General features: G+C 68.8%; 12 protein-coding genes and 1 pseudogene. 10 read left to right on the top strand and 3 right to left on the bottom strand.

What is annotated here, in order from left to right:
- Positions 1–1,047, bottom strand: a complete 1,047-nt coding sequence (locus OC490_RS00305; RefSeq protein WP_262055715.1) for a DUF4097 family beta strand repeat-containing protein — start codon at positions 1,045–1,047, stop codon at positions 1–3.
- Positions 1,048–1,251: 204 nt separating this feature from the next.
- Between OC490_RS00305 and OC490_RS00300 the strand changes: the two are divergent.
- Positions 1,252–2,096, top strand: a pseudogene (locus OC490_RS00300) (hypothetical protein).
- Between the two features lie 33 nt (positions 2,097–2,129).
- Here OC490_RS00300 and OC490_RS00295 read toward each other — a convergent pair.
- Positions 2,130–2,312 (bottom strand): DUF6104 family protein, encoded by a 183-nt coding sequence (locus tag OC490_RS00295; RefSeq protein WP_019075209.1) that lies wholly within the window; start codon positions 2,310–2,312, stop codon positions 2,130–2,132.
- Positions 2,313–2,527: 215 nt separating this feature from the next.
- Between OC490_RS00295 and fxsA the strand changes: the two genes are divergently transcribed.
- The 9 genes from fxsA (at position 2,528) to fxsT (OC490_RS00250) (ending at position 16,883) form a co-directional block, all read left to right on the top strand.
- On the top strand, positions 2,528–2,734 hold the full coding sequence (gene fxsA, locus OC490_RS00290; RefSeq protein WP_262055714.1) for an FxSxx-COOH cyclophane-containing RiPP peptide: 207 nt from the start codon (positions 2,528–2,530) through the stop codon (positions 2,732–2,734).
- Between the two features lie 183 nt (positions 2,735–2,917).
- Positions 2,918–4,132: an FxsB family cyclophane-forming radical SAM/SPASM peptide maturase gene (locus OC490_RS00285; RefSeq protein WP_262055713.1), complete on the top strand. Its 1,215-nt coding sequence runs from the start codon at positions 2,918–2,920 to the stop codon at positions 4,130–4,132.
- Complete coding sequence (locus tag OC490_RS00280; protein WP_262055712.1) at positions 4,132–5,625, top strand: aKG-HExxH-type peptide beta-hydroxylase; 1,494 nt, start codon at positions 4,132–4,134, stop codon at positions 5,623–5,625. Before OC490_RS00285 ends, OC490_RS00280 begins: the two co-directional genes overlap by 1 nt.
- A 197-nt stretch (positions 5,626–5,822) precedes the next feature.
- Positions 5,823–8,819, top strand: a complete 2,997-nt coding sequence (gene fxsT / locus OC490_RS00275) for an FxSxx-COOH system tetratricopeptide repeat protein (RefSeq protein ID WP_262055711.1) — start codon at positions 5,823–5,825, stop codon at positions 8,817–8,819.
- Between the two features lie 156 nt (positions 8,820–8,975).
- Positions 8,976–9,335 (top strand): CU044_2847 family protein, encoded by a 360-nt coding sequence (locus OC490_RS00270; protein ID WP_262055710.1) that lies wholly within the window; start codon positions 8,976–8,978, stop codon positions 9,333–9,335.
- The gene (locus tag OC490_RS00265) at positions 9,332–10,276 is read left to right on the top strand and encodes an AAA family ATPase (RefSeq protein WP_262055709.1); all 945 of its coding nucleotides are present in this window, start codon (positions 9,332–9,334) and stop codon (positions 10,274–10,276) included. Before OC490_RS00270 ends, OC490_RS00265 begins: the two co-directional genes overlap by 4 nt.
- Before the next feature lie 7 nt (positions 10,277–10,283).
- Complete coding sequence (locus OC490_RS00260) at positions 10,284–12,179, top strand: magnesium chelatase (protein ID WP_262055708.1); 1,896 nt, start codon at positions 10,284–10,286, stop codon at positions 12,177–12,179.
- Positions 12,169–13,491, top strand: coding sequence for a CHAT domain-containing protein (locus OC490_RS00255; RefSeq protein ID WP_262055707.1), 1,323 nt, complete (start codon positions 12,169–12,171; stop codon positions 13,489–13,491). The genes OC490_RS00260 and OC490_RS00255 overlap by 11 nt, the downstream gene beginning before the upstream one ends.
- Positions 13,485–16,883 carry an FxSxx-COOH system tetratricopeptide repeat protein gene (fxsT, locus tag OC490_RS00250; RefSeq protein WP_262055706.1) on the top strand — a complete coding sequence of 1,133 codons (3,399 nt, stop codon included), beginning with the start codon at positions 13,485–13,487 and terminating at the stop codon, positions 16,881–16,883. The genes OC490_RS00255 and fxsT (OC490_RS00250) overlap by 7 nt, the downstream gene beginning before the upstream one ends.
- A gap of 78 nt (positions 16,884–16,961) precedes the next feature.
- On the opposite strand, the gene OC490_RS00245 is transcribed toward fxsT (OC490_RS00250), so the two are convergent.
- Positions 16,962–20,759 carry a multifunctional oxoglutarate decarboxylase/oxoglutarate dehydrogenase thiamine pyrophosphate-binding subunit/dihydrolipoyllysine-residue succinyltransferase subunit gene (locus OC490_RS00245; RefSeq protein WP_262055705.1) on the bottom strand — a complete coding sequence of 1,266 codons (3,798 nt, stop codon included), beginning with the start codon at positions 20,757–20,759 and terminating at the stop codon, positions 16,962–16,964.
- Positions 20,760–20,913 lie beyond the last annotated feature (154 nt).

Raw genomic sequence — 20,913 nt, 5'->3', positions numbered from 1 at the left:
TCAGAGCACCTTCTTGTCGGTCGTACCGTCGGCCGCGGCGCTGCCGGAGGCATCGTCCGGGCCGGAAGCGGAATTGTCCCCCGAGTCGCCCTGAGCCCCGTCCACAGGGGCACCGGTCACGTCGTCCTCAGCGCTTTGTCCGATGGCCCGACCGCTGTCCTGCCTGCTGTCCTGCCCCTTGTCCTGCCCGCTGTCCTGGACGGTGTCTTGAAGGCTGCCCCGGAAGGTGTCCTCCTCTTCCTCCGCCGCCGGGCGGCGCAGCAGGGCGATCGAGCCGGAGACGGTCGTGGCGCGCAGCTTTCCGGTGCCCGCGCCGAGGCGGCCGGTGATCTTGTGGGCGCCCCACTGGCCGTGCACCCGCAGACCGTCGAAGGCGTTGGAGATGGAACCGCTCGCCGTGTTCGCCTCGACGTCCGCGTCCGCCGGATGGGGCAGGCGGATGGCGATCTCGCCCGAGACATTGGTCAGCCGGACCTCGGTCGGGCCGTCCGGGTCGAGGTCCACGATCATGGAGCCGCTCACCGAGTCGGCGCGCACGGAGGGCCCCGAGCCCTCGACGACGGTGAGGTCCCCGGAGACGGAGTGGAAGCGGAGGTCGCCGGTGACGGCTTGGGCCTCCAGGTTCCCCGAGACCGTCTCGGCGCGGACCGGGCCGGAGAGGCTGACGAGGGTGGTGTCGCCCGTGACGCCCCGCACCACGGAAGGCCCGCTGATCCCGGAGACGACGGCCGCTGCGCCGACCACCCCGACCTCGACGCGGGTGCTCGCCGGAACGGCCAGGGAGACCACCGCGCTGCGCCGCCAGCCCTTGCGGTCGAGCCACTTCAGGAAGCCCTTCCAGGGCAGGTCCTCGTACGCCACCGTCAAGGTGCCCTGCTGCTGGGTCACCACCAGGGGCGGCCCGTCGATCTCGGAGATTTCGAGGCGGGCGGAACCCTCGTCCGTCCCCACGACGTTCACCGTTCCGTTGACGATGCGTACATGGAGATCGCTCACGGGCTCGTCGAACGTGAGCTTCCTGGGCTCTGCGACGGACCACTCGGACATGATGCAGACCTCCTCGGTCGAACCGGACGGGACGGGATCGGACACAGACGGGATCGGATATGACGCGCCATATCGCGTCTTCCGTGAAACACGATATATCGTGGATGCGGAAAGTCAAGGCACTCGTTCGGGTGGCCGTCGGGGTGGCCATCGCCGGACGCCGAACAACCGGCGAAATTGGGCATATTGCCCTAGCGTGTGACCATGCCGACGGAGAAGCCCCAGGCCGGACACCGCACCGGTGCCACCCCGGGCGCCCTGCTGCTCTGCCGGGCCGAACCGGAGTCCGTCGCCCAGGCGGCCCACCCGCTCCACGAACGCATGCTGCTGACCCGCGCGGGCGACGACTGGAGCGTGCTCGTCCCCGAGGGCAAGCCCTGGCTGCACGGCGACGAACCGGTCGACCGCGTCCTCACCGGCTGGGCCGCCGCGCTCGCTGTCGGCGCGCCCTGGCCCGTGCTCGCCCTGTGGTGGGATGCCGACCACGCCGGTTACACCCTGGCCTCGGGCTTCCGCCGGCCCGTCGGCTATGTCTGGCTCGCCGACGGCACTCCCGCCGGTGAGGACGAGGCGATGCGTACCTTCGCCGCCCGCCTGGACCTGGACCCCGTACTGGATCTGCAGTCCCTCGACCACCTGACGAAACCGGACCCCAAGGCCGACGCCCGCACCCGTCTGCGCGGCCTGTTGGCTGTCCTCACGCGCGCGGGAGTGGCCCTTCCGGCGGGCCTCGTCCCCGGCGAACCGGCCGACCGCCTCCGCGAGATCGCCCGCATCCGCCCGGACGCCCGGCAGATCGAGCGGTCGGGCTGGCGGGAGGCGGTCCGCACAGAACTGGAAGCGGTCGACAACAGCCGCCTGGGCCCCTGGCTCCCCTGGTCCGGCACCCCCGCGGCACGCGCCATGTCCACGGCCCAGCTGACCGCGGGCCTCCCGCTCACGCCTGGGGCCTACGACGCCGTAGCGCGGGCTGGACCTTCGCGGGGGCACTGCTCCTGGCCCAGGGGGCGCTGGGCATCGCCTACGAGCTGGCCCGCCCGCGCGACTGACAGCGGGCGCGGAACCGGCCGTCGTAGGAACTACTACTCGTCGTCGTCCTCGTCGTCCAGCCGCGCCAACCAGGTCGCCAGGCGCTCCACCGGGACCTCGAAGTCGGGGTTGAGGTCGACGAACGTCCGCAGCTGCTCGGCGAGCCACTCGAAAGTGACCTCTTCCTCGCCGCGCCGCTTTTCGAGCTCTTCGATGCCTCGGTCGGTGAAGTACACGGGGGAATCTCCTGGAAGTGGGCCTCGGGCCACGGTTCGGTGGACCTCCAGGTTATGCGGGATCGGCGCGGCGGCCGACGGCCCCGCCGCATCCGGCGCGCAGGCAGCCCGCTGCCGGGGTATGCCCTATGCGAGGAAGGGACGGCGGGGGACCGGGTGCGCGCCGGCAAAGGCTGCCGAGCGGGACGCAGGCGACGAGGTGAGGGGGCAGGGTGATGGCGGAGTCAGAGGCCAGTACGCCGGACGGCGAGGAGCCGTCTCCGGGGCACCCACGGGACGCGGAACTGCCGGACCTTCTGGCAATGGGGCTCGCGGAGTTGAGGACTGTGCAGCACCCGATCCTGGCCGAGGTGCTGGCGGACCTCCGGGAGCGAGCGACGGATCCGGACGAGATGTTGTGGGGGTTCAACAACGCTTTCTGAGCGGTGAGCTGGGAGTGGCGAGCTGTGTGTGGAAGCGGGTTGTCCGGAGCCACGGTTGTCCCATGCCGGGTTCCGGCCGATCCACCGGCCGAATCGGACACCTTCGAAGGGGCCGGGTTATGTGCGGGAAGGCGCCGGGAAAGGCGTCTCGGGCGGCTTGCACTACGGCAATGGGGGGCCTGAGTGTCTGAACACGTGACTCTGGCGCGGGCTCCTTTCCCCTTCCGGCAGTTCGTGGTGAAAGTCCATGGCCGGTGCAACCTTTCCTGTCGCTACTGCTATCTCTATGAAGGCCCTGATCAGACTTGGCGCGACCGTCCCTCCGCGGCCCTTCCGGAGGTCCTCGATGCCACCGCGTCCCGTATCGCCGAGCACGCCGCACAACACCGGCTGCGGGCACTGTCCCTGGTGCTGCACGGCGGTGAGCCGCTGCTCGCGGGCGCGGAGAGGCTGGCCCGGTTCACCGAACGGGTGAGGACGGAGGCGCCGGGAGGGTGCACCGTTCATGCCACTGTCCAGACCAACGGCACGCTTCTGACCGCGCGACGTGTCGATGTACTCGCCCGGCACGGCATCCGCATCGGCCTCAGCCTCGACGGGGGTCTCGCCGCCCACAACGCGCGCCGCGTCGACGGTGCCGGACGGCCGTCGTGGCCCGCGGCGGTGCGCGGTGCGCGGCTGCTCGCCGAACGCTGCCCGGAGTCGTATGCGGGAATCCTGGCCGTGGTGGATCCGGTGACCGAACCCGTCGAGTGGTATGAATCCCTGCTCGCGTTACGTCCGCCGGTTCTCGACCTCCTGCTGCCGCACGGGAACTGGTCGGCTCCGCCGCCCCATCTCGGGCCGAAGACGACGGTTGCGGATCGGGTCACGACCCCCTACGGGGACTGGCTGTGCGCCGTTTTTGACCGCTGGTGGGGAGCGGGGCGCAGGGAGACGAAGGTGCGGCTCTTCGAGGAGTGCATCGCTCTGCTGCTGGGGCTGCGGGCGGGTACGGAGTCGTTGGGGCTGGCGCCTTTCGATGCCGTTGTCGTGGAGACGGATGGTTCGATCGAGCAGATCGATTCGCTCAAGTCGGCGTACGACGGGGCCGCTCGTACCGGTCTGGACGTCTTCCGGAACAGCTTCGACGACGCGCTCGGTCATCCTGGTGTTGTTGCGCGGCAGGCGGGGGCTGCTGCGCTGGGGGCGGAGTGCCGGGTGTGTCCGTTGTTGGAGGTCTGCGGGGGTGGGCACTACGCCCATCGCTATCGGGCCGGGTACGGCTTCGCGAATCCCTCGGTGTACTGCGTTGACCTGCAGCGGTTTATTCGGCATGTCGCCGGGCGGGTGGCTGGGGCGGCGACCGCGCCGAACGCGGTTCTCACCGGAACGTTCGTCCCACAAGGAGCCACCTGATGATCTCATCGGCGCTCTCCGAAGAAGCCCTGCGCGAACTGGGCCACACCGGGGGCGGCCCCGACACGCTCGCCCTGCTCGTCCGGGACCAGCACAATCGCCGGCTGCTCCTGCTGCGCACCGCACTGGACGCCGTCGAGACCGCCGACGCGACGGTCTGTCCGTCATCGGTTCGGGCCCGGCTGCGGGAGGACTGGGCTCGGCTGGAGGCGGCGGACGGGACGGGTGTGGGGGGCGGCGATGCGGAGACGTGGCCGGGGGCCGGCATCCGGGGCTCGGCCGCGCTGGACCGGCTGCTGTATCCACTGGTCGGGCCCTGGGCGCGGAGCTGCCTGCGTTTGCTGGACGGCACGGCGGTGGACGGCACGCGCACGCCGCCTGAGGAACGGGTACGGCTCCTGGGACGCGACCTGGCCCATTTCAGTGCCATTGCCGCCGCTGCGGCGGCCCGGGCCGGGGTGTCGTTCACGGTGCGCCTCACGGCGCGGGACGGGGTGCTGGCGCTGCCGTCTCTCGGGGCGTTGCGGACGGTCGAATCGGGAGATGCGTCCGTTGAACTCACTGTCCAGGAAGGGCGGATGACGCTTTGTCAGTCCAGGGCGGCGGATGTTGTCGTCCGTTGGGGACACGACAGCACGACCACGTGGTCCGATGCACTCGCCTGGAGCGCGGCGCGCACTCTGCCCGGTCTGTTGCCCGGGGGTGCTCCGGTGTCACTCGATGACTTCGATCCCTACCGCAGCTCCGGTCGTGAGCTGCGGCACCGTGATTTGAGCGGTCCGGTGGTCGTCGACGCGGCGCAGCGGGCGCGGTGGTTGCACTCGTGGTCTGGGACCGCCTCGTTGCTGCGGCTTGGGGGTGAGCGTCGGCTGGCGGAGGTCGTCGCGATGTTGCGATGTCTGGTACCACTCGCTGTTCCTGTTGCCTCGCGTACGACCTCGGTTTCGCAGACTGACGGACCCGGCAGTTGCAGCGGGACTCGCAGGGAGGCCTTTGGCGCCGTTCTCAGCAGCACCCCGCCCACTCCTGCAGCTCTCGCCGCGACCCTGGTGCATGAGATTCAGCATGCCAAGTTCGCCGCGCTCAGCGAGATGGTGCAGTTGCACCGCGCGGGTTCTGAGAAACGGTACTTCGCACCGTGGAGGTCTGACCCGCGGCCGTATGACGCGTTGTTGCACGGGGTGTACAGCCACTTGGCACTTGCGGACTTTTTCCAGCGATGTGCCCGGGCGGACACCGTCGCACCTGCGCAGCGAGACTCGGCGTGGGAGAGGCACGCGCGCCATCGAGAGCAGGTGAGAGCTGCCCTTCCCTCGATCGACGCATCCGACGCCCTCACTCCCCCCGGGCGCTTCCTGGTCGACATGATGATCGAAGAGTGGACGCGTCTGGACGCGGACCCGCCCCCGAAAGAAGCACGCGAGGAAGCCGAGAAGTATGTCGACCGGATGCGTAAGGCATGGGTACGGACGCACTCTCTGGTAAGTGGGTGACGCGGCGTGACAAAAGCAGCGCCGTCCTCGTTCCGCCGCATGGAAGATCAACAAGAACGACGGGGATGGACCAGAACGCTGTGGAGCCGTGCCGGTGCCGCACGACTCCACTGGTGCCGAAGGCGCCCTGTTCCACTGCCATGCCCGCCCCTACACTCACGCCCGGGTACCAGGTGCCCGACGGGGGAGGTCGCAACATGTCTGGGACTCGCACGCCAGTTGGACCGGTCGGCGGGCGTGCGGTCAAACAGACCGTCACGATCAGCTTCGCCGGATTCAACCGGGCTTGGGCTGCGTGGATCGGGGACCGGTTGGAGCGGCGTGGGCACCGTGTCGTGTTCGCGCGGTGGGATGCTCCGCCGGAGATTCCGCTCGTCGATCTGCTGGACTCCCTGAAGCTTGCCCCTGGGCGGGTTCTGATCGTCGTCAGCAAGTGGTACTTCCAACTGGGACCACGCACATACGAAGAGTGGAACGCTGCGCTCCGGCAGGTCGTGGCTCCTGATCCGGTGAAGTTCGCGGCGGTGTCGGTCAGCAATGATGCGATGCCCACCGCCACCGCTGTCCTCGCTGCCATGGACCTGAGCAACGTGGGGGCGGACGAGGCCGAACGGCGTCTGCTGGACCGGCTCGACATGCTCGGCGAACCGTTGATCGAGTCCGCCGATGGTGCGCGGCGCGGTCCACGTTTTCCGGCGGCGATGCCTGAGGTGTGGGGTGGGGTGCCGCGCCGCAACACCCGTTTCACGGGACGTGAGCCGCTGCTGAACGACGCGTATCACCTCTTGCGCGATGCCGAGCCGGGAGCGGGAGTGCTGGCCCTCTATGGCATGCCGGGCGTGGGCAAGACCCAGCTCGCGGCGGAGTACGTCTACCGCTTCGGGCCTGAATACGACGTGGTGTGGTGGGTCAACGCCGAGTCGCTGGCGGCCTATCGGCGTCGCCTCGCAGAACTTGCCCCGAGGCTTCGCCTCACCACGGGCGCCGACTACGGCGAGCGGTTGCGTGCAGTGAGGGACGCGTTGCGTCGGGGTGAGCCCTATAGCCGCTGGTTGTTGGTTCTGGACGGTGCGGACGAGCCCGGCCAGATCTCGAACCTGGTACCCACCGGGCCCGGCCACGTCCTGATCACCTCGCGGAACCAGGCGTGGAGTGAGCACAACAGTCAGTTGATCGAGGTGCCGGTCTATCTTCGTGACGAGTCGGTGGCCTTCATCCGCCGCAGGGCCCCGCGCCTGACGGACACCGATGCCAACCAACTCGCCGAGGCACTGGGGGACCTCCCTCTGTTGCTGGACCAGACGGCGGGTTGGCTCAATGACTCGGACTTGTCGGTCCCGGACTACATCGCGCAGTTCGAGAGCGGCTTGGCGGTCCGAGGGGACGCCCCGAGTCCTTTCCAGCGGGCCTGGGCGATCTTGCTTCAGAAATTGCGGCAAACCGTTCCCGAGTCCGTCGACCTGCTGCGGTTGTGCACGTTCTTCGCGCCGGGCTTCATTCCTGTGGGATTCCTTAGGGAAATGCCGCTGGAGGAGATTCCCGAGCGGTTTGCCGGCCTGCTCGGCGATCCCGCGCTGTGGACCAGAGCGATCGACCAGTTGCGCCAGTACTCGGTGATTCGCCTGGAGTCCCACGAGACAGCCATTGACGAGGATACTTTCCCCAGCCAGTCCCTGTACCTGCACAGGATGGTGCATCAGATCGTGCATCAGGGAATTTCCGACGAGGACAGCCGCCTCTTCGTCGACATGGTGCGACGGGCTCTGGTCGCGGCCGATCCCGGGCGTCCCGACGACACTCGGCTGTGGGACAAATACGCGGAGATCGCGCCACACCTCAAGGATGCGGATGTGCTCGCGAGCGAAGACCGTCAGGTCCAAAAACTTGTCCTGAACTGTCTCCGCTACATGTACAGCTCGGGTGAGTACACGGCAGGACTCAAGCTCGGCGAGCGTGCCATGGATGCCTGGCGGGAGCTATTGGGTGAGGGCCATCCTCGTTTCTGGGAATTGGCTCACCACTACGCCAACCTGCTTCGGGGGGTGGGCGATTACCAGAACGCGGAGGCGGTCGGGCGGGCGGTTATCGAAACGCTCAGAGGCCAGAACAGGGGCCAGGGGCTGGAGTATGTGCGCGCAGCCAATGGTATCGCGGCCGACCTGCGCGGTCTCGCTCGCTATCAGGAAGCTCTGGAGCTTTCTGAGTGGCTGGTCCTGGCATGGCGCGATCTTCTTGGCGAATCAGATCGGCAGACGCTGAATGCGCAGAATAATCTGGCGGTCTCACTGCGTCTTCTTGGCCGCTATGAAGCGGCCTTGGAGATGGATCGGAGAACGCTGGAATTGCGTCGTGAGGTCTTGCGAGCGGCGCATCCGGAAACGCTCTGGTCGGGAGTTAGCTACGCCACCGATCTTCGTCTCTTGGGTCAATACTCCGAAGCCCAATCCATCCTGACGGACAACCTGCGCGAATTGCGCAGAATTCTAGGAACTGACCATACTGTGACGCTGACGGGAGAGCACAGCCTGGCGATGTGCCTGTACCGAGGTGGCGATCGGGGCCAAGCGGGACAATTGCTCGGCCGGGTTTTGGAGCGTGCAGAGGTAGTGTTGGGAGAAACACACCCGTGGGCGCTGGTCTTCGCCGTCAGCCAGAGCTGCTTCACTCGCGAACACGGTGACATGGACAAGGCGCGAGAGGTCAGCGAATCAGTCTTGGCGCGCTATGAATTGGCGCATTCGGAAGGGCATCCCTTCATTGCGGGATGCCGGTCCAACCACTCCCTGATTCTCAGCAACGTCGGAGAGCGAGACCAGGCCCACTCGTTCGCCGAACAGGCCCTGGCAGAGATGACCGCAGCGGTGGGGGAACACCATCCCTGGACCTTGGGTTGCGCCATCAATGCCTCGTTCGTTCGGAACCTGTCCGGCGACCCGGAGTCGGCCGCAGAGTTGAGCAGGGCGACGGTCTCGCGAGCCATCGAAACGCTGGGCCGCACTCATCCCCTGACCCTGTCGGCCCGCGTCGCTCTCGCGGCCGATCTCCGTGATCTGAGGAACCGACAAGAGGCGGAAAAAATTGAACAGGAAGCGTTGTCGGATCTGTCGGGAACCCTTGGTTCTCAGCATGTTCACACGGTCGCGGCCCGTTCTCGGAAGCGCCCTTACTGGGACTTCGAGCCCTGGACAGTGTGAAAGCACCAAGGCATCCCCCGCCACGCATAACTCTTCGAGGGTCGGGGAATGACCCAGTTCTCTCTCAACTACCGCACGCAATAAGAGAGTTCGTCAGGGGGACGTGTGGTGATTCTGGTGGGGCCCGTTCCGGAAGGTGCTGACGGGCCCATTCCCGTGGAAGTTACGTCGGACCTTGTCGACGGGCCCCTCGACGGCCTCGACGCCATCTACGCCGACGAAAAGACCAGAGACGGTTCCGCCCGCCGAGTCGTCCAAGTCGCCCAGGACGCCTACACCGAAGGCCTGGATCTGGCCCGGCGGTGTGCCGCGCAGGCCGTCCGGCGGTTCGGGGAGATGGCGGACGATCTGCGGCCGGACGAGATCGAGTTGCAGTTGGCGATCAAAGTGGACGCAGGTGTCGTGGCGTTGGTCAGGAGCGGGGCCGAGGCGCAGCTCCAGGTCACCTTCAGGTGGCGGACTGCCGGCGCCTCCGGAGTGGCGTTACCGGGCAGCGGAGGGGGAGCCGACTCGTGAGCCGGGCAACAGAGGGCGTGCACATCCTGCCGTACAGCCGTGTCGTGGGGCAGGACGATCTCAAACTGGCGCTGGAACTCAACTACGTGGAACCCCGCATCGGCGGTGTGCTCATGGCCGGAGCACGCGGGACGGCCAAGTCGACCCTCGTACGGGCCTTCGCGCTCATGGTGCACGAGGAGTTACCGGTGACCCTCCCCATCAACGCGACCGACGACCGGGTCGTCGGCGGCTGGGAGTTGGACGCCCTGATGCGGGGCGAGGCCCGTCCGCAGCCGGGGTTGCTGGAAGAGGCCGCCGAGAAGGGGCTGCTCTACATCGACGAGGTGAACCTGCTCGACGATCACCTGGTCAACATCATTCTCGACGTCGTCTCGACGGGGGTGTTGTCCGTGCAGCGGGAGGGGCTGGCCACAGCCAAGCAGTTGTCCTTCGGTCTGGTGGGCACGATGAACCCCGAAGAGGGTGGTCTGCGGCCGCAGTTGCTGGACCGGTTCGGGCTCATGGTTGCTGCGAGTCAGTTGGACACGGACGCGCGCCACAGGACGATCCGGACCGTGCTCCACTTCGAGGAGGAGCTGACCCGGAAGGAATCCGTCTGGCGGGACGAGGCGGAACGGGACGACAGCACACGGCGGGACCGGCTGGAGGGGGCGAGGGCGCGGGTGTCCGGTACGCAAGTCCCGGACGAGGTCGTCCGGTTGTGCGCGCAGGCCGCCGAACGCGTGGCAGCCGTCGGCCAGCGCGGCGAGATCGTGGCGACCCTGGCGGCCCGTGCACTGGCCGCACTGGAGGAGGCGGAGGAGGTGTCGCCCGGTCATCTGTTACGGGTGCTGCCCATGGCCTTTCGGCACCGTCGGCCGGAGACCGCGCACGGCGGCACCTTCGAATGGGGGCCCGAGGACGAGTCCCGGGTCAAGGACCTCTTCGACGCGGCCTGAGGGCATCATGTCCACCGAGCCGTCCAACAGGACCGACGCGCCTGTCCAGAACGCTCCTGCACCACCGGAGGCCGACGAGCTCGCTCTGAGGCTGTGCCGTGCCCTCGTCTGCGCAGCCGTCGACCCGGCGCTGACCGGTGTGCTGCTGTTCGACCTGGAACCCCAGCTGCTCGACCCGGTGACGCGTCTCTTCGGCCGGATCCTGGCGGGTGCTGGGCAGCCGGCACGTCCCCCCGTCATGCTGGGGGCCACGAGCCGGGACGAGGACCTGTGGACGCGGCCCGTGCTGGTTCAGGAACCCGACGGCATCTCGTTCCGGATGGAGCCTGGCCCGCTGATCGAGGCCGACGGTCGCTCCGGGGTACCGCCGGTGGTCGCGGTTCCGGATCTGACCCGGCTGAGCGTGGCCGGGATGCGGGCAGCCGTTCAGTTGCTGGGGGCCGAGGTCGCTGTCGTCGAATACGCGGGACTGCGCCGCAGCGCCAGGCCGCGGGCCCGTTGGCTGGCCCTCTGCCGTTCTGCCGACGCCGGGCGACCCGCCGGTCATCTGCTCGACAGGTTCGCCATCAGACTGCCCGTCTCCGGACTGCGGCTGCCGGCGGACACCGGCCGGCTGCTCGCGGTGCTTCCCCCAGGCTGGTTGGACGCCGCCCGGGATGCCCAGGTGGCCCCGGTGGAGACCGCCGCGGTCGGCGACGATGCGCTGGCCCGCGTGTACGAGTTGCTCGGGCCGGAGGGGAACATCCGTAGGGAACTCTCCCTGGCCAGGCTCGCACGTGCCCTGGCCACGCTCGACGGTGAGCGGGTGGCCACCGTCGGCCACTGCGATGCGGCGGCCCGGCTCATGGGGCTGGCCGTGACTGAGGTGCCCGCGGAGCCGACCGGCGACGAAACGAGTTCGGAGCTTCCGCCGCCGCGCCCGGGCAGGCGGCCACAGGGAGACTCCGGAGAACGACGGCAGCCGGAACAGGACAAGAGGCACCGTCCCGAGGGCGGCCAGCCGCTGCTGGAGTCCGAACCCGCCGAGGGCGTCGGGGCGGGACGCGGCGGTACCCAAGCCGTCCTCGCCACCCCCTACCCCGAGGACGAGGCCGACGAGCTGCGCGAATTCGCGCCCCTGCGCAGCCCCTGGCAACGTACGGCGGGACCGGCCTCCCTGCGCGGAGTGGTGATCGGCACCCGGCGGGCCACGGACCTGAGCGACCTCGCGCATGTGCGTACCGTCCGGGAGGCGGCCGTACATCAGCGCATCCGTCGCACGGAGCGGTTCACGGTCTCGCCCGTGGACCTCCACAGCCACGTACGCTCCGGCTCGCCCGAGCACCTCCTCGTGCTGCTCCTCGACCACACCTGCCGGGCCGACGACTGGGACTGGCAGGACACCCTCACGCCGTTCCTGGACTGGGCGTACACCAGGCGCGCCGCGGTCCAGGTCGTCGAGGTGGGCAGCGCGGAGGCCGACGACGAACTGCGGGCGGAGTCCTTCGCCGCCCGCAGCGTTCTCGACCCGAGGATCGTGCCGGCCCTGCAGCGGTCGCCGGGCCGGGCCAGCCCGCTCGCGCACGGCGTCGAGCAGGCGTTGCAGGCACTGCGCCGGTCCTTCCGCCAGCACGACAGCAGCCTGTCCGAGGCCTGGCTCGTGGTGGTCACCGACGGCAGAGGCAACGTCCCACTGCACGTCAGCCGCACCGGACGCCTGACCGGCCCGGTGGGAGCGGAGGGCGTGGAGGACGCCCTGCGGGCAGCGGCCGGCGCCGGTGCCATGGACCGGACGAGGCTGCGCGTCGCTGTCATCGACGCGAGGCGGGAGCCCTACGGGGATCTGCCGTTCTCGCTGGCGGACGCGCTGGGCGGAACGGTGCTCGCGCCGGTGCACGGGGAAGGAGTTGCCGGTGAGCGGTGAGCCGCCGCGCGCCGCGCGCTGGCTTACGGGCACGGGGACCGCGATACGGCGGGCCGCGTTCCCCGGGCTGCAGGCGGCGGCGAGGCGTGAGTCGGCGGCCGTGCTGCAGTTCCGCCGCCCGTCCGGTCCGCCTTCGGGAACCGGCAGCGGTCAGGCCCGGCCCTACGAGCGTCTGGAGGACGGCTACGCGGTGCTCCGGGTCATCCGTACCGCGGGCTACGACAGCCAGGACGGATACCAACTCCAGGGCTGGTGCGGTGAGTTCACGGTGACCTGCCGGACCGGACCGACCCGCCTCGTGGCACCCGGCGTCACTCTCGCGACCATCAGGCAGACCGGGGAGTTCCCCTCGGAGACGCTGCGGGGCATCCAGCTCTGGTCCGGAAACCAGAGCGAACTCGCCGGCTGGATCAACCGCATCCGCGAGCGGCACGGCGACCGGTTGCGCCTCATCGTGTGGGACGACACCGGGTTCGAGCTGCCCTGGGAGTTGTTCTGGGTGCCCGCCGACGAACGGCACGGCCTGGCCGGCGGGTTGCTGGGAGCCCTGCTCGTCCTGGCGCGCTGGACCACCGTCCACGGTGTGTCAGAGAGCCTGCCCCAGGAAACGGGGGACTGCCACGGGCGAGTCCTCGCCTACCTGCACGAGGACATGACCGCCGACGGCGGGGTCTTCGTCCCCTACGCGCATCAGGTGCACGACACGATGACGCCGTTCCTTCAGGCCCTCGACCTCCCGCTGCCCGACGAGCGCACCGGTCTGGTCTACATGGGCTGCCACGGCACGTACGGCGAAGCCGTCATGCGGCTCAGCCTCGGCGACCGGACGTGGGCGGAGTTCAACACCCGGGACATGCACGTGCTGCGCGAGGACCGCGCGCTCGTCTGTCTCAACGCCTGCCACTCAGGTCGCTTCGTCCACAACCGGCTCCAGGGCGAGACCGCGCTGCGCGGTTTCGCCGAACTCTTCCTGCGGAAAGGCGCGGGCGGCTGCATCGTCACCGCCGGGGAGGTCGGGGACCAGGAGGCCAGGGGGATGGTCCGCCGGCTGCTGCACGAGGTCGCCGCCCACCCCGACCGTCCCGTCACGGAGACCCTGCGGGACTTCCGGGCCCGCGCGGTCGAGGACTTCGGCACCCTGGCGGCGATCCCGACGACGCGCAACGATGACGGGCAGGTCGACAAAGTCGGGCAGAAGCGAGTCCTACGGCTGCTTTATGCGTTCATGTTCCACTACTACGGGCATCCGCTCACCACACTGCGGCTCGTCGCCGGCAATGGGCACACTGCCTGGGGAGGGGGCCCATGGTGAACCTCGACGAGCACCCGCTGCTGATCGAACCGGTCGTGGCCTGGCCGCAGGTGGCCGAGACGGAGTGCGACTACCTCGTCACCGTCGATCTGCGCGGCCCGCTCCCGGAGACGCAGGACACCGCACCGAACTGGCCCTACCCGGAGGAGGAGTTCACCTTCACCGTCGCACTCGACGGCTCCCCGTACTTCGTGTGCACCGCACTGGACGAACCGAGCGTCGTCCTCCATCGGTTCGGCGGCACGTACGGCCCCGCGTACTTCAGGGTGTCGACCGGCCGGGCCACCGGCCACGGCGCACTCTGGCTCACCGTCAGCAACCAGTGGGGCGTGCCCGTGCGCAAGGCCGAACTGCGCTCCGAGATCAGGGAGCGCGATCCGGGGCGGGCACCCGCGGCACGACTGGCCGAGGTGGCGCGGGAACGGGCCGCCCTCGCCCGGGCGCCGGAGCGGTCCGGAGACATTCCATGGATTCAGGACCGACCGGGCGGCAAGCGCCCCGTCACCTTCCTCTCCGGCGCGCCACCGGCCGAAAACACGTCACCGGGTCCGGAACAACGGCCCCTGCGCACCGGACGGCAGACCATCACCATCAGCTTCACCCCCTTCGACCAGAGCTGGGCCAACTGGATCGGACACCGCCTCGAACGGCGCGGACACCGGGTCGTGCTCCAGCGCTGGGACCCGCCGCCGGACGCCTCCCTGGAGGAGTCACTGCGTGACCTGCTGCTGGCCCCCGGTCCGGTGCTGCTGCTCCTGAGCGACCAGTACCTCCGGTCCGGGGCGCACACCGGTGCGGAGTGGCACTGGGCCCTCCGCGAGGTCGTCGTCCCCGAGACCGAGCGCATCGCCGCCGTGTCGGTGGCTCCTTCTCTCCCGTCAATGGTGGCTCTCGACTCCGTCAGCCTGCACGACGTGAGTTCTGACGAGGCAGAACGCAGGCTCCTGAACCGGCTCGCACTGCCCGCCGACCCCGACCCGGCGTCCACGGCCGACACCGACGACGGTCCGCCCTTCCCCGTGCACACCCTTCGCGTGTGGGGCAGGATCCCGGAACGCAATGAGCGGTTCACCGGGCGGGCACCCCTGCTGAACACTGCCTACGAACGGATCCAGCGCGCGGGCAGGGTCACCCTCTGCGGCCTCTCCGGAGTCGGCAAGACACAGCTGGCCGCCGAGTACGCCTACCGTTTCGCGTACGGATACCACGTCGTGTGGTGGATCAACGCAGGCAGTCGCGCCGCCTTCCGACAGGGGCTCGCCGACCTGGCGCCGGCGCTCGGGCTGCCGACCGGGACCGACTACGGCGAGCGCCTGCGCGCGGTCCGCGAGGCCCTGCGCAGGGGAGATCCCTACCCGCGCTGGCTGATCGTCCTGGACGGTGCCGACGACCCGAACGAGGTCCAGGACCTGGTCCCGACCGGACCGGGCCATGTGCTCATCACGTCCTGCAACCAGGAGTGGGGTGCGCACAACAGCACGCTGGTGCAGGTGCCCGCCTACGACCGCTCAGAGTCGGTCGACTTCATCCGCCACCGCGCCCCACGGCTGACCGATGACGACGCCCGTCAGCTGGCTGAGGCGTTGGCCGACCTACCGCTGGTTCTCGACCAGACGGCCGGATGGCTGGACGAGTCCGGCATGCCGGTGGCGGAATATCTGGAACTCCTGGCCGGGGACTTCTCCGCGGACACCCGGGTCGCGGTCTCTCCGGACTTCCCGATGACTTTCCGGGCTGCCTGGACCGTCCTGCTGGAACGGCTCCGCGCGGCCTGCCCGGACTCTGTACTGCTGCTGCGGTTGTGCACCTTCTTCGCACCGGACGCCGTCCCCCTGCGGCTGCTGCGGGAGACTCCTGTCGACGATCTGCCACCCGTGGTGGTCAGGCTGCTCACGGACACGAGCCGTTGGGACAGTGCCGTCGAGCAACTCACCACCTACTCGGTGGTGCGCGTGGAACACCCCACGCAGGACCCGTCGAACGAGATCCTGTCCATGCACCGGATGGTGCACCAGACGGTCCGTGACGACATACCCCCCGAGGAGTACGGAGAACTCGCCGACGTGGCCTGGCGAACCCTCGCCGCCGCCGATCCGAGTTTCCCGGGCAAGGCACACGCATGGCCGCGGTACGCCGAGTTCGTCTCGAACCTGGAGTACGCGGACGTCCTGTCCCGAGATGCCCCCGCCGCACACCAACTGGCCCTCAACTGTCTGCGGTACTTGTACCTCTCAGGTGAGTACGAGACCGGCATCCGGTTGGCCGAGCGGGCTCTGTCCGTCTGGGAGCGATTCCAGGGCGAGCACCCGGACTTGCATTGGGAGCTCGGCCATCACTACGCCAACCTGCTGCGGGCCGTGGGCGACTACCGGAGCAGCGAGATCGTGAACCGGGCGGCGACGGAGCAGTTTCGCTCCGTGGGCATGGCGACGGATCCCCGGTACCTGCGTGCTGTCGGCGGTCTTGCGGCCGACCTGCGAGCGCTGGGCCGCTATGAGGAAGCCCTCGATCTGTCGGAGAAGGCGCGCGAGGGTTACCGAGAGCTTCGCGGTGAACTGCATCCCGTCACGCTGTCGGCCGACAACAACGTGGCGGTCTCGCTGCGGCTGCTCGGCCGCTACGGCGAGGCCGCCGCCATTGGTCGGGACGCGCTGCGGGCCCGCGAGCAGGTTCTCGGACGTGACCACCTCAGGACCCTGCATTCAGAACTCCAGTGCGCCACCGACCTGAGGCTCCTGGGCCACTACGAAGAAGCTGAACGCCTGCAGAGCACGAATGCGGCCCGCCACCAGCAGATCATGGGCGACGGCCACCCCCAGACGCTCGAAGCGCTCTACCACCTAGCGCAGTGCCAGTACCGGACTGGTGGCATCGAGCACGCGGGAGCGCGTTTCACCGAAGTGCTGCACAGAAGCGAACGTCTCAGCGGCAAGGACGCTCCCCTCACCCTGCTGCTTGCGGTCGCCCACTGCTGCCACGAACGTGAGCACGGCGACGTGGACCACGCCCGACGCCTGAGCGAGTCCATCGTCGACAGATACGAGACTCTGCTCGGTCCCGACCATCCATACGCGGCCGGAGCCCGGGCCAACCACGCCCTCATCCTCCGCAGGGTGGGTGAGCACAGGCAGGCACACGCCCTCGGGGAGCGGTCACTCGCCGACATGACCCGCGCCGTTGGACAGGCCCATCCCTGGACGCTCGGCTGCGCGGTGAATGTCGTAGCCGGCAGCCCGGACCGCGAGGAGATGCTCGCCGGACTCGGCCAGGAGACGGTGGCCAACGCAACCGCGAGTCTCGGCGCCGACCACCCGCTCACCCGCACGGCACAGGCAGCCCTCGACGGTTCCGACGACCACCCTCACTGGAATTTCGAGCCGCAGACCACCTGAGGGAGAAAAGCCCCGAAGGGCCGCCCCCGGATTTCTCCGGCGACGGCCCCTCGGCAGATGTCACTGCGATGTCGAGACCTAAGCCTCGAACACCTCCGTAACCAACTGCTCCTGCTCAGCCTGGTGCCGCTTCGCCGAGCCCACCGCCGGAGACGACGAGTGCGGGCGCGAGATCCGCCGCAGCCGCTCCCCGTGAGGAACATCCGCGCCGACCGCCAGGTCCAGGTGGTCGATCAGGTTGAGGGCGATGAACGGCCAGGCGCCCTGGTTGGCCGGCTCCTCCTGGGCCCACAGGTACTTCTCGACGTTCGGGTACTTGTTGACCTCCGCCTGGAGCTCGGCACCCGGCAGCGGGTACAGGCGCTCGACGCGGATGATCGCCACGTCCGTGGTGCCGCGCTTGGCGCGCTCGGCCTCCAGGTCGTAGTACAGCTTGCCGGTGACGAAGACGACCTTGCGGACGGACGCCGGGTCCGTCACCGTCTCGTCGCCGATGACCGGGCGGAACTGACCTGTCGTGAACTCCTCCGTCTTCGACGCGGCGGCCTTGAGGCGCAGCATCGACTTCGGGGTGAAGACGACCAGCGGCTTGTGGTGCGGGTTGTGCACCTGCCACCGCAGGAGGTGGAAGTAGTTCGACGGGAGGGTCGGCATCGCGACCGTCATGTTGTTCTGCGCGCACAGCTGGAGGAAGCGCTCGACGCGGGCCGAGGAGTGGTCCGGGCCCTGGCCCTCGTAGCCGTGGGGGAGGAGCAGGGTGACGCCGGACGTCTGGCCCCACTTCTGTTCCGCCGCCGAGATGTACTCGTCCACGACCGACTGGGCGCCGTTGACGAAGTCGCCGAACTGCGCCTCCCACATCACGAGCGCGTCGGGGCGGGCCAGCGAGTAGCCGTACTCGAAGCCCATGACCGCGTACTCGGAGAGGAGCGAGTCGTAGACGTTGTAGCGGGCCTGGTCCTCGGCGAGGTACTGGAGCGGGGTGTAGTCCTCGCCCGTCTGGCGGTCGATGAGGACCGCGTGACGCTGGCCGAACGTGCCTCGGCGCGAGTCCTGGCCGGAGAGGCGGACCGGGGTGCCCTCCAGCAGCAACGAACCGATCGCGAGCGTCTCGCCCATGCCCCAGTCGATCGTGCCGTCCTCGACCATCGTCGCCCGGCGCTGCAGCTGGGGCAGCAGACGCGGGTGGACGTGGAAGTTGTCCGGGATGTTGACCTGGGACTCGGCGATCCGCTTGACGACCTCCGAGGAGATGGCCGTGCTGACCGCGACGGGGAACTCCGCCTGCGGGTCCGACATCGGCGCCGCGCCCGGCTGGGCCGTCGCCTCGCGGACCTCGGTGAAGACCTTCTCCAGCTGGCCCTGGTAGTCCTGGAGGGCTTGTTCGGCTTCCTCAAGGGTGATGTCGCCGCGACCGATCAGGGACTCGGTGTACAGCTTGCGCACCGAGCGCTTCTTGTCGATCAGGTCGTACATCAGGGGCTGGGTGAAGGCGGGGTTGTCCGACTCGTTGTGACCGCGGCGGCGGTAGCAGATGAGGTCGATCACCACGTCCTTGTTGAACGCCTGACGGAACTCGAAGGCCAGGCGGGCCACACGGACCACGGCCTCCGGGTCGTCGCCGTTCACGTGGAAGATCGGGGCCTCGATCATGCGCGCCACGTCCGTCGCGTACATGGAGGAACGCGAGGACTCCGGGGCCGCCGTGAAGCCGACCTGGTTGTTGATGACGATGTGGATCGTGCCGCCGGTGCGGTAACCGCGCAGCTGCGACATGTTGAGGGTTTCCGCCACCACGCCCTGGCCCGCGAAGGCCGCGTCACCGTGCAGGGCGAGCGGGAGGACCGTGAAGTCCGTGCCACCCTTGTTGATGATGTCCTGGCGGGCGCGGACGATGCCCTCGATGATCGGGTCGACCGTCTCCAGGTGGGACGGGTTCGCCGCGAGGGTGACCTTGATCTGCTCGCCGTCCAGGCCGGTGAAGGTGCCCTTGGCGCCCAGGTGGTACTTCACGTCGCCGGAGCCGTGCATCGACTTCGGGTCGAGGTTGCCCTCGAACTCCCGGAAGATCTGGGCGTACGACTTGCCGACGATGTTCGCCAGGACGTTCAGACGGCCTCGGTGGGCCATGCCGATGACGACCTCGTCGAGGCGCGACTCGGCCGCGCTGTCGATGACCGCGTCGAGGAGCGGGATGACCGACTCGCCGCCTTCGAGCGAGAAGCGCTTCTGGCCGACGTACTTCGTCTGCAGGAAGGTCTCGAAGGCCTCCGCCGCGTTCAGGCGGCGCAGGATGCGCAGTTGCTCCTCGCGCTCCGGCTTGGAGTGCGAGCGCTCGATGCGGTCCTGGATCCACTTGCGCTGCTTGGGGTCCTGGATGTGCATGAACTCGATGCCGGTGGTGCGGCAGTAGGAGTCGCGCAGCACGCCCAGGATGTCGCGCAGCTTCATCAGGGACTTGCCGGCGAAGCCGCCGACCGCGAACTCCCGCTCCAGGTCCCACAGGGTGAGGCCGTGCTCGGTGATGTCCAGGTCGGGGTGCTTGCGCTGGCGGTACTCCAACGGGTCGGTGTCGGCCATGACGTGGCCGCGGACCCGGTAGGAGTGGATCAGCTCGAAGACGCGGGCGGCCTTCGTCACGTCGTTGTCGTGCGACGCGTCGATGTCCTTGAGCCAGCGGACCGGCTCGTACGGGATGCGCAGCGCCTCGAAGATCTCGTCGTAGAAGCCGCTCTCGCCGAGCAGGAGGTTGGCGACGATCCGCAGGAACTCGCCGGAGGCGGCGCCCTGGATGACCCGGTGGTCGTAGGTCGACGTGAGCGTCATGACCTTCGAGATGCCGAGCTTGTTGAGGGTGTCCTGGCTCGTGCCCTGGAACTCCGCCGGGTAGTCCATGGAGCCGACGCCCATGATGACCGACTGACCGGGCATCAGACGCGGCACCGAGTGGACGGTGCCGAGGCCGCCGGGGTTGGTCAGGGAGACGGTGACGCCGGTGAAGTCGTCCATCGTCAGCTTGCCGTCGCGGGCGCGGCGGACGATGTCCTCGTAGGCCTGCCAGAACTCGAAGAAGTTCAGCGTCTCGGCCTTCTTGATGCCGGCGACGACGAGCTGGCGGTCGCCGTTGGGCTTCACCAGGTCGATGGCGAGACCGAAGTTGATGTGCTCCGGCTTGACCAGGGTCGGCTTGCCGTCCTTCTCCTGGAAGGAGTGGTTCATCGACGGCATGGCCTTGATGGCCTGCACCATCGCGTAGCCGATGAGGTGGGTGAAGGAGATCTTCCCGCCCCGGGCGCGCTTCAGGTGGTTGTTGATGACGATGCGGTTGTCGAAGAGCAGCTTGACCGGGACCGCGCGCACGGACGTGGCCGTGGGCACCTCGATCGAGGCGTTCATGTTCTTCGCGACCGCGGCGGCGGGGCCGCGCAGCGTCACGTATTCGGGGCCACCGGGGGCCTCGGTCGCGGGCTCGGCCTTCTTCGGCTGGGCGGCCGGAGCCGGGGCTACGGCCTTCACGGGGGCCGGAGCAGCGACCGGAGCCGGAGCCGGTGCCGGGGCGGGAGCGACAGCTGCGGGCGCCGGCGCGGGAACCGCCGGGGCTGCGGGCGCCACCGGAGCGGCCGGGGTGGAGGTCCCTGCGGCCCCCGCGGCCGCAGTACCCGCCGAAGTCGAGGTCGGGGCGGCAGCCGCGCCCGGCTTGTAGTCGGCGAAGAAGTCCCACCAGGCTCGGTCTACCGAGTTCGGATCCTGGAGGTACTGCTGATAGATCTCGTCGACGAGCCACTCGTTCGGGCCGAACGCCGCCGCGGGATTCTTACCCGCGGCTTGGTCGGACTCTGTCGAGATGGTCGAGTTACTGGGGGACTGTGACGACACGGCGGCAACCGCCCTCTTCCGCTTCACAAGGTGATGGACAGCGGGAATTAAGGCTACGCCCCCATGACCACGAAGGTCAGGTCGGGCCGGTCCATCGTCGTGTAAGTCACACCGGAAAGTGTGTTTCGGGGGCCGAAATGGCGGGAAACAAGCG

The sequence above is a fragment of the Streptomyces sp. STR69 genome (genome assembly GCF_024519455.1).
GTDB lineage: Bacteria > Actinomycetota > Actinomycetes > Streptomycetales > Streptomycetaceae > Streptomyces.
This window is presented reverse-complemented; position numbering and strand designations above follow the sequence as displayed.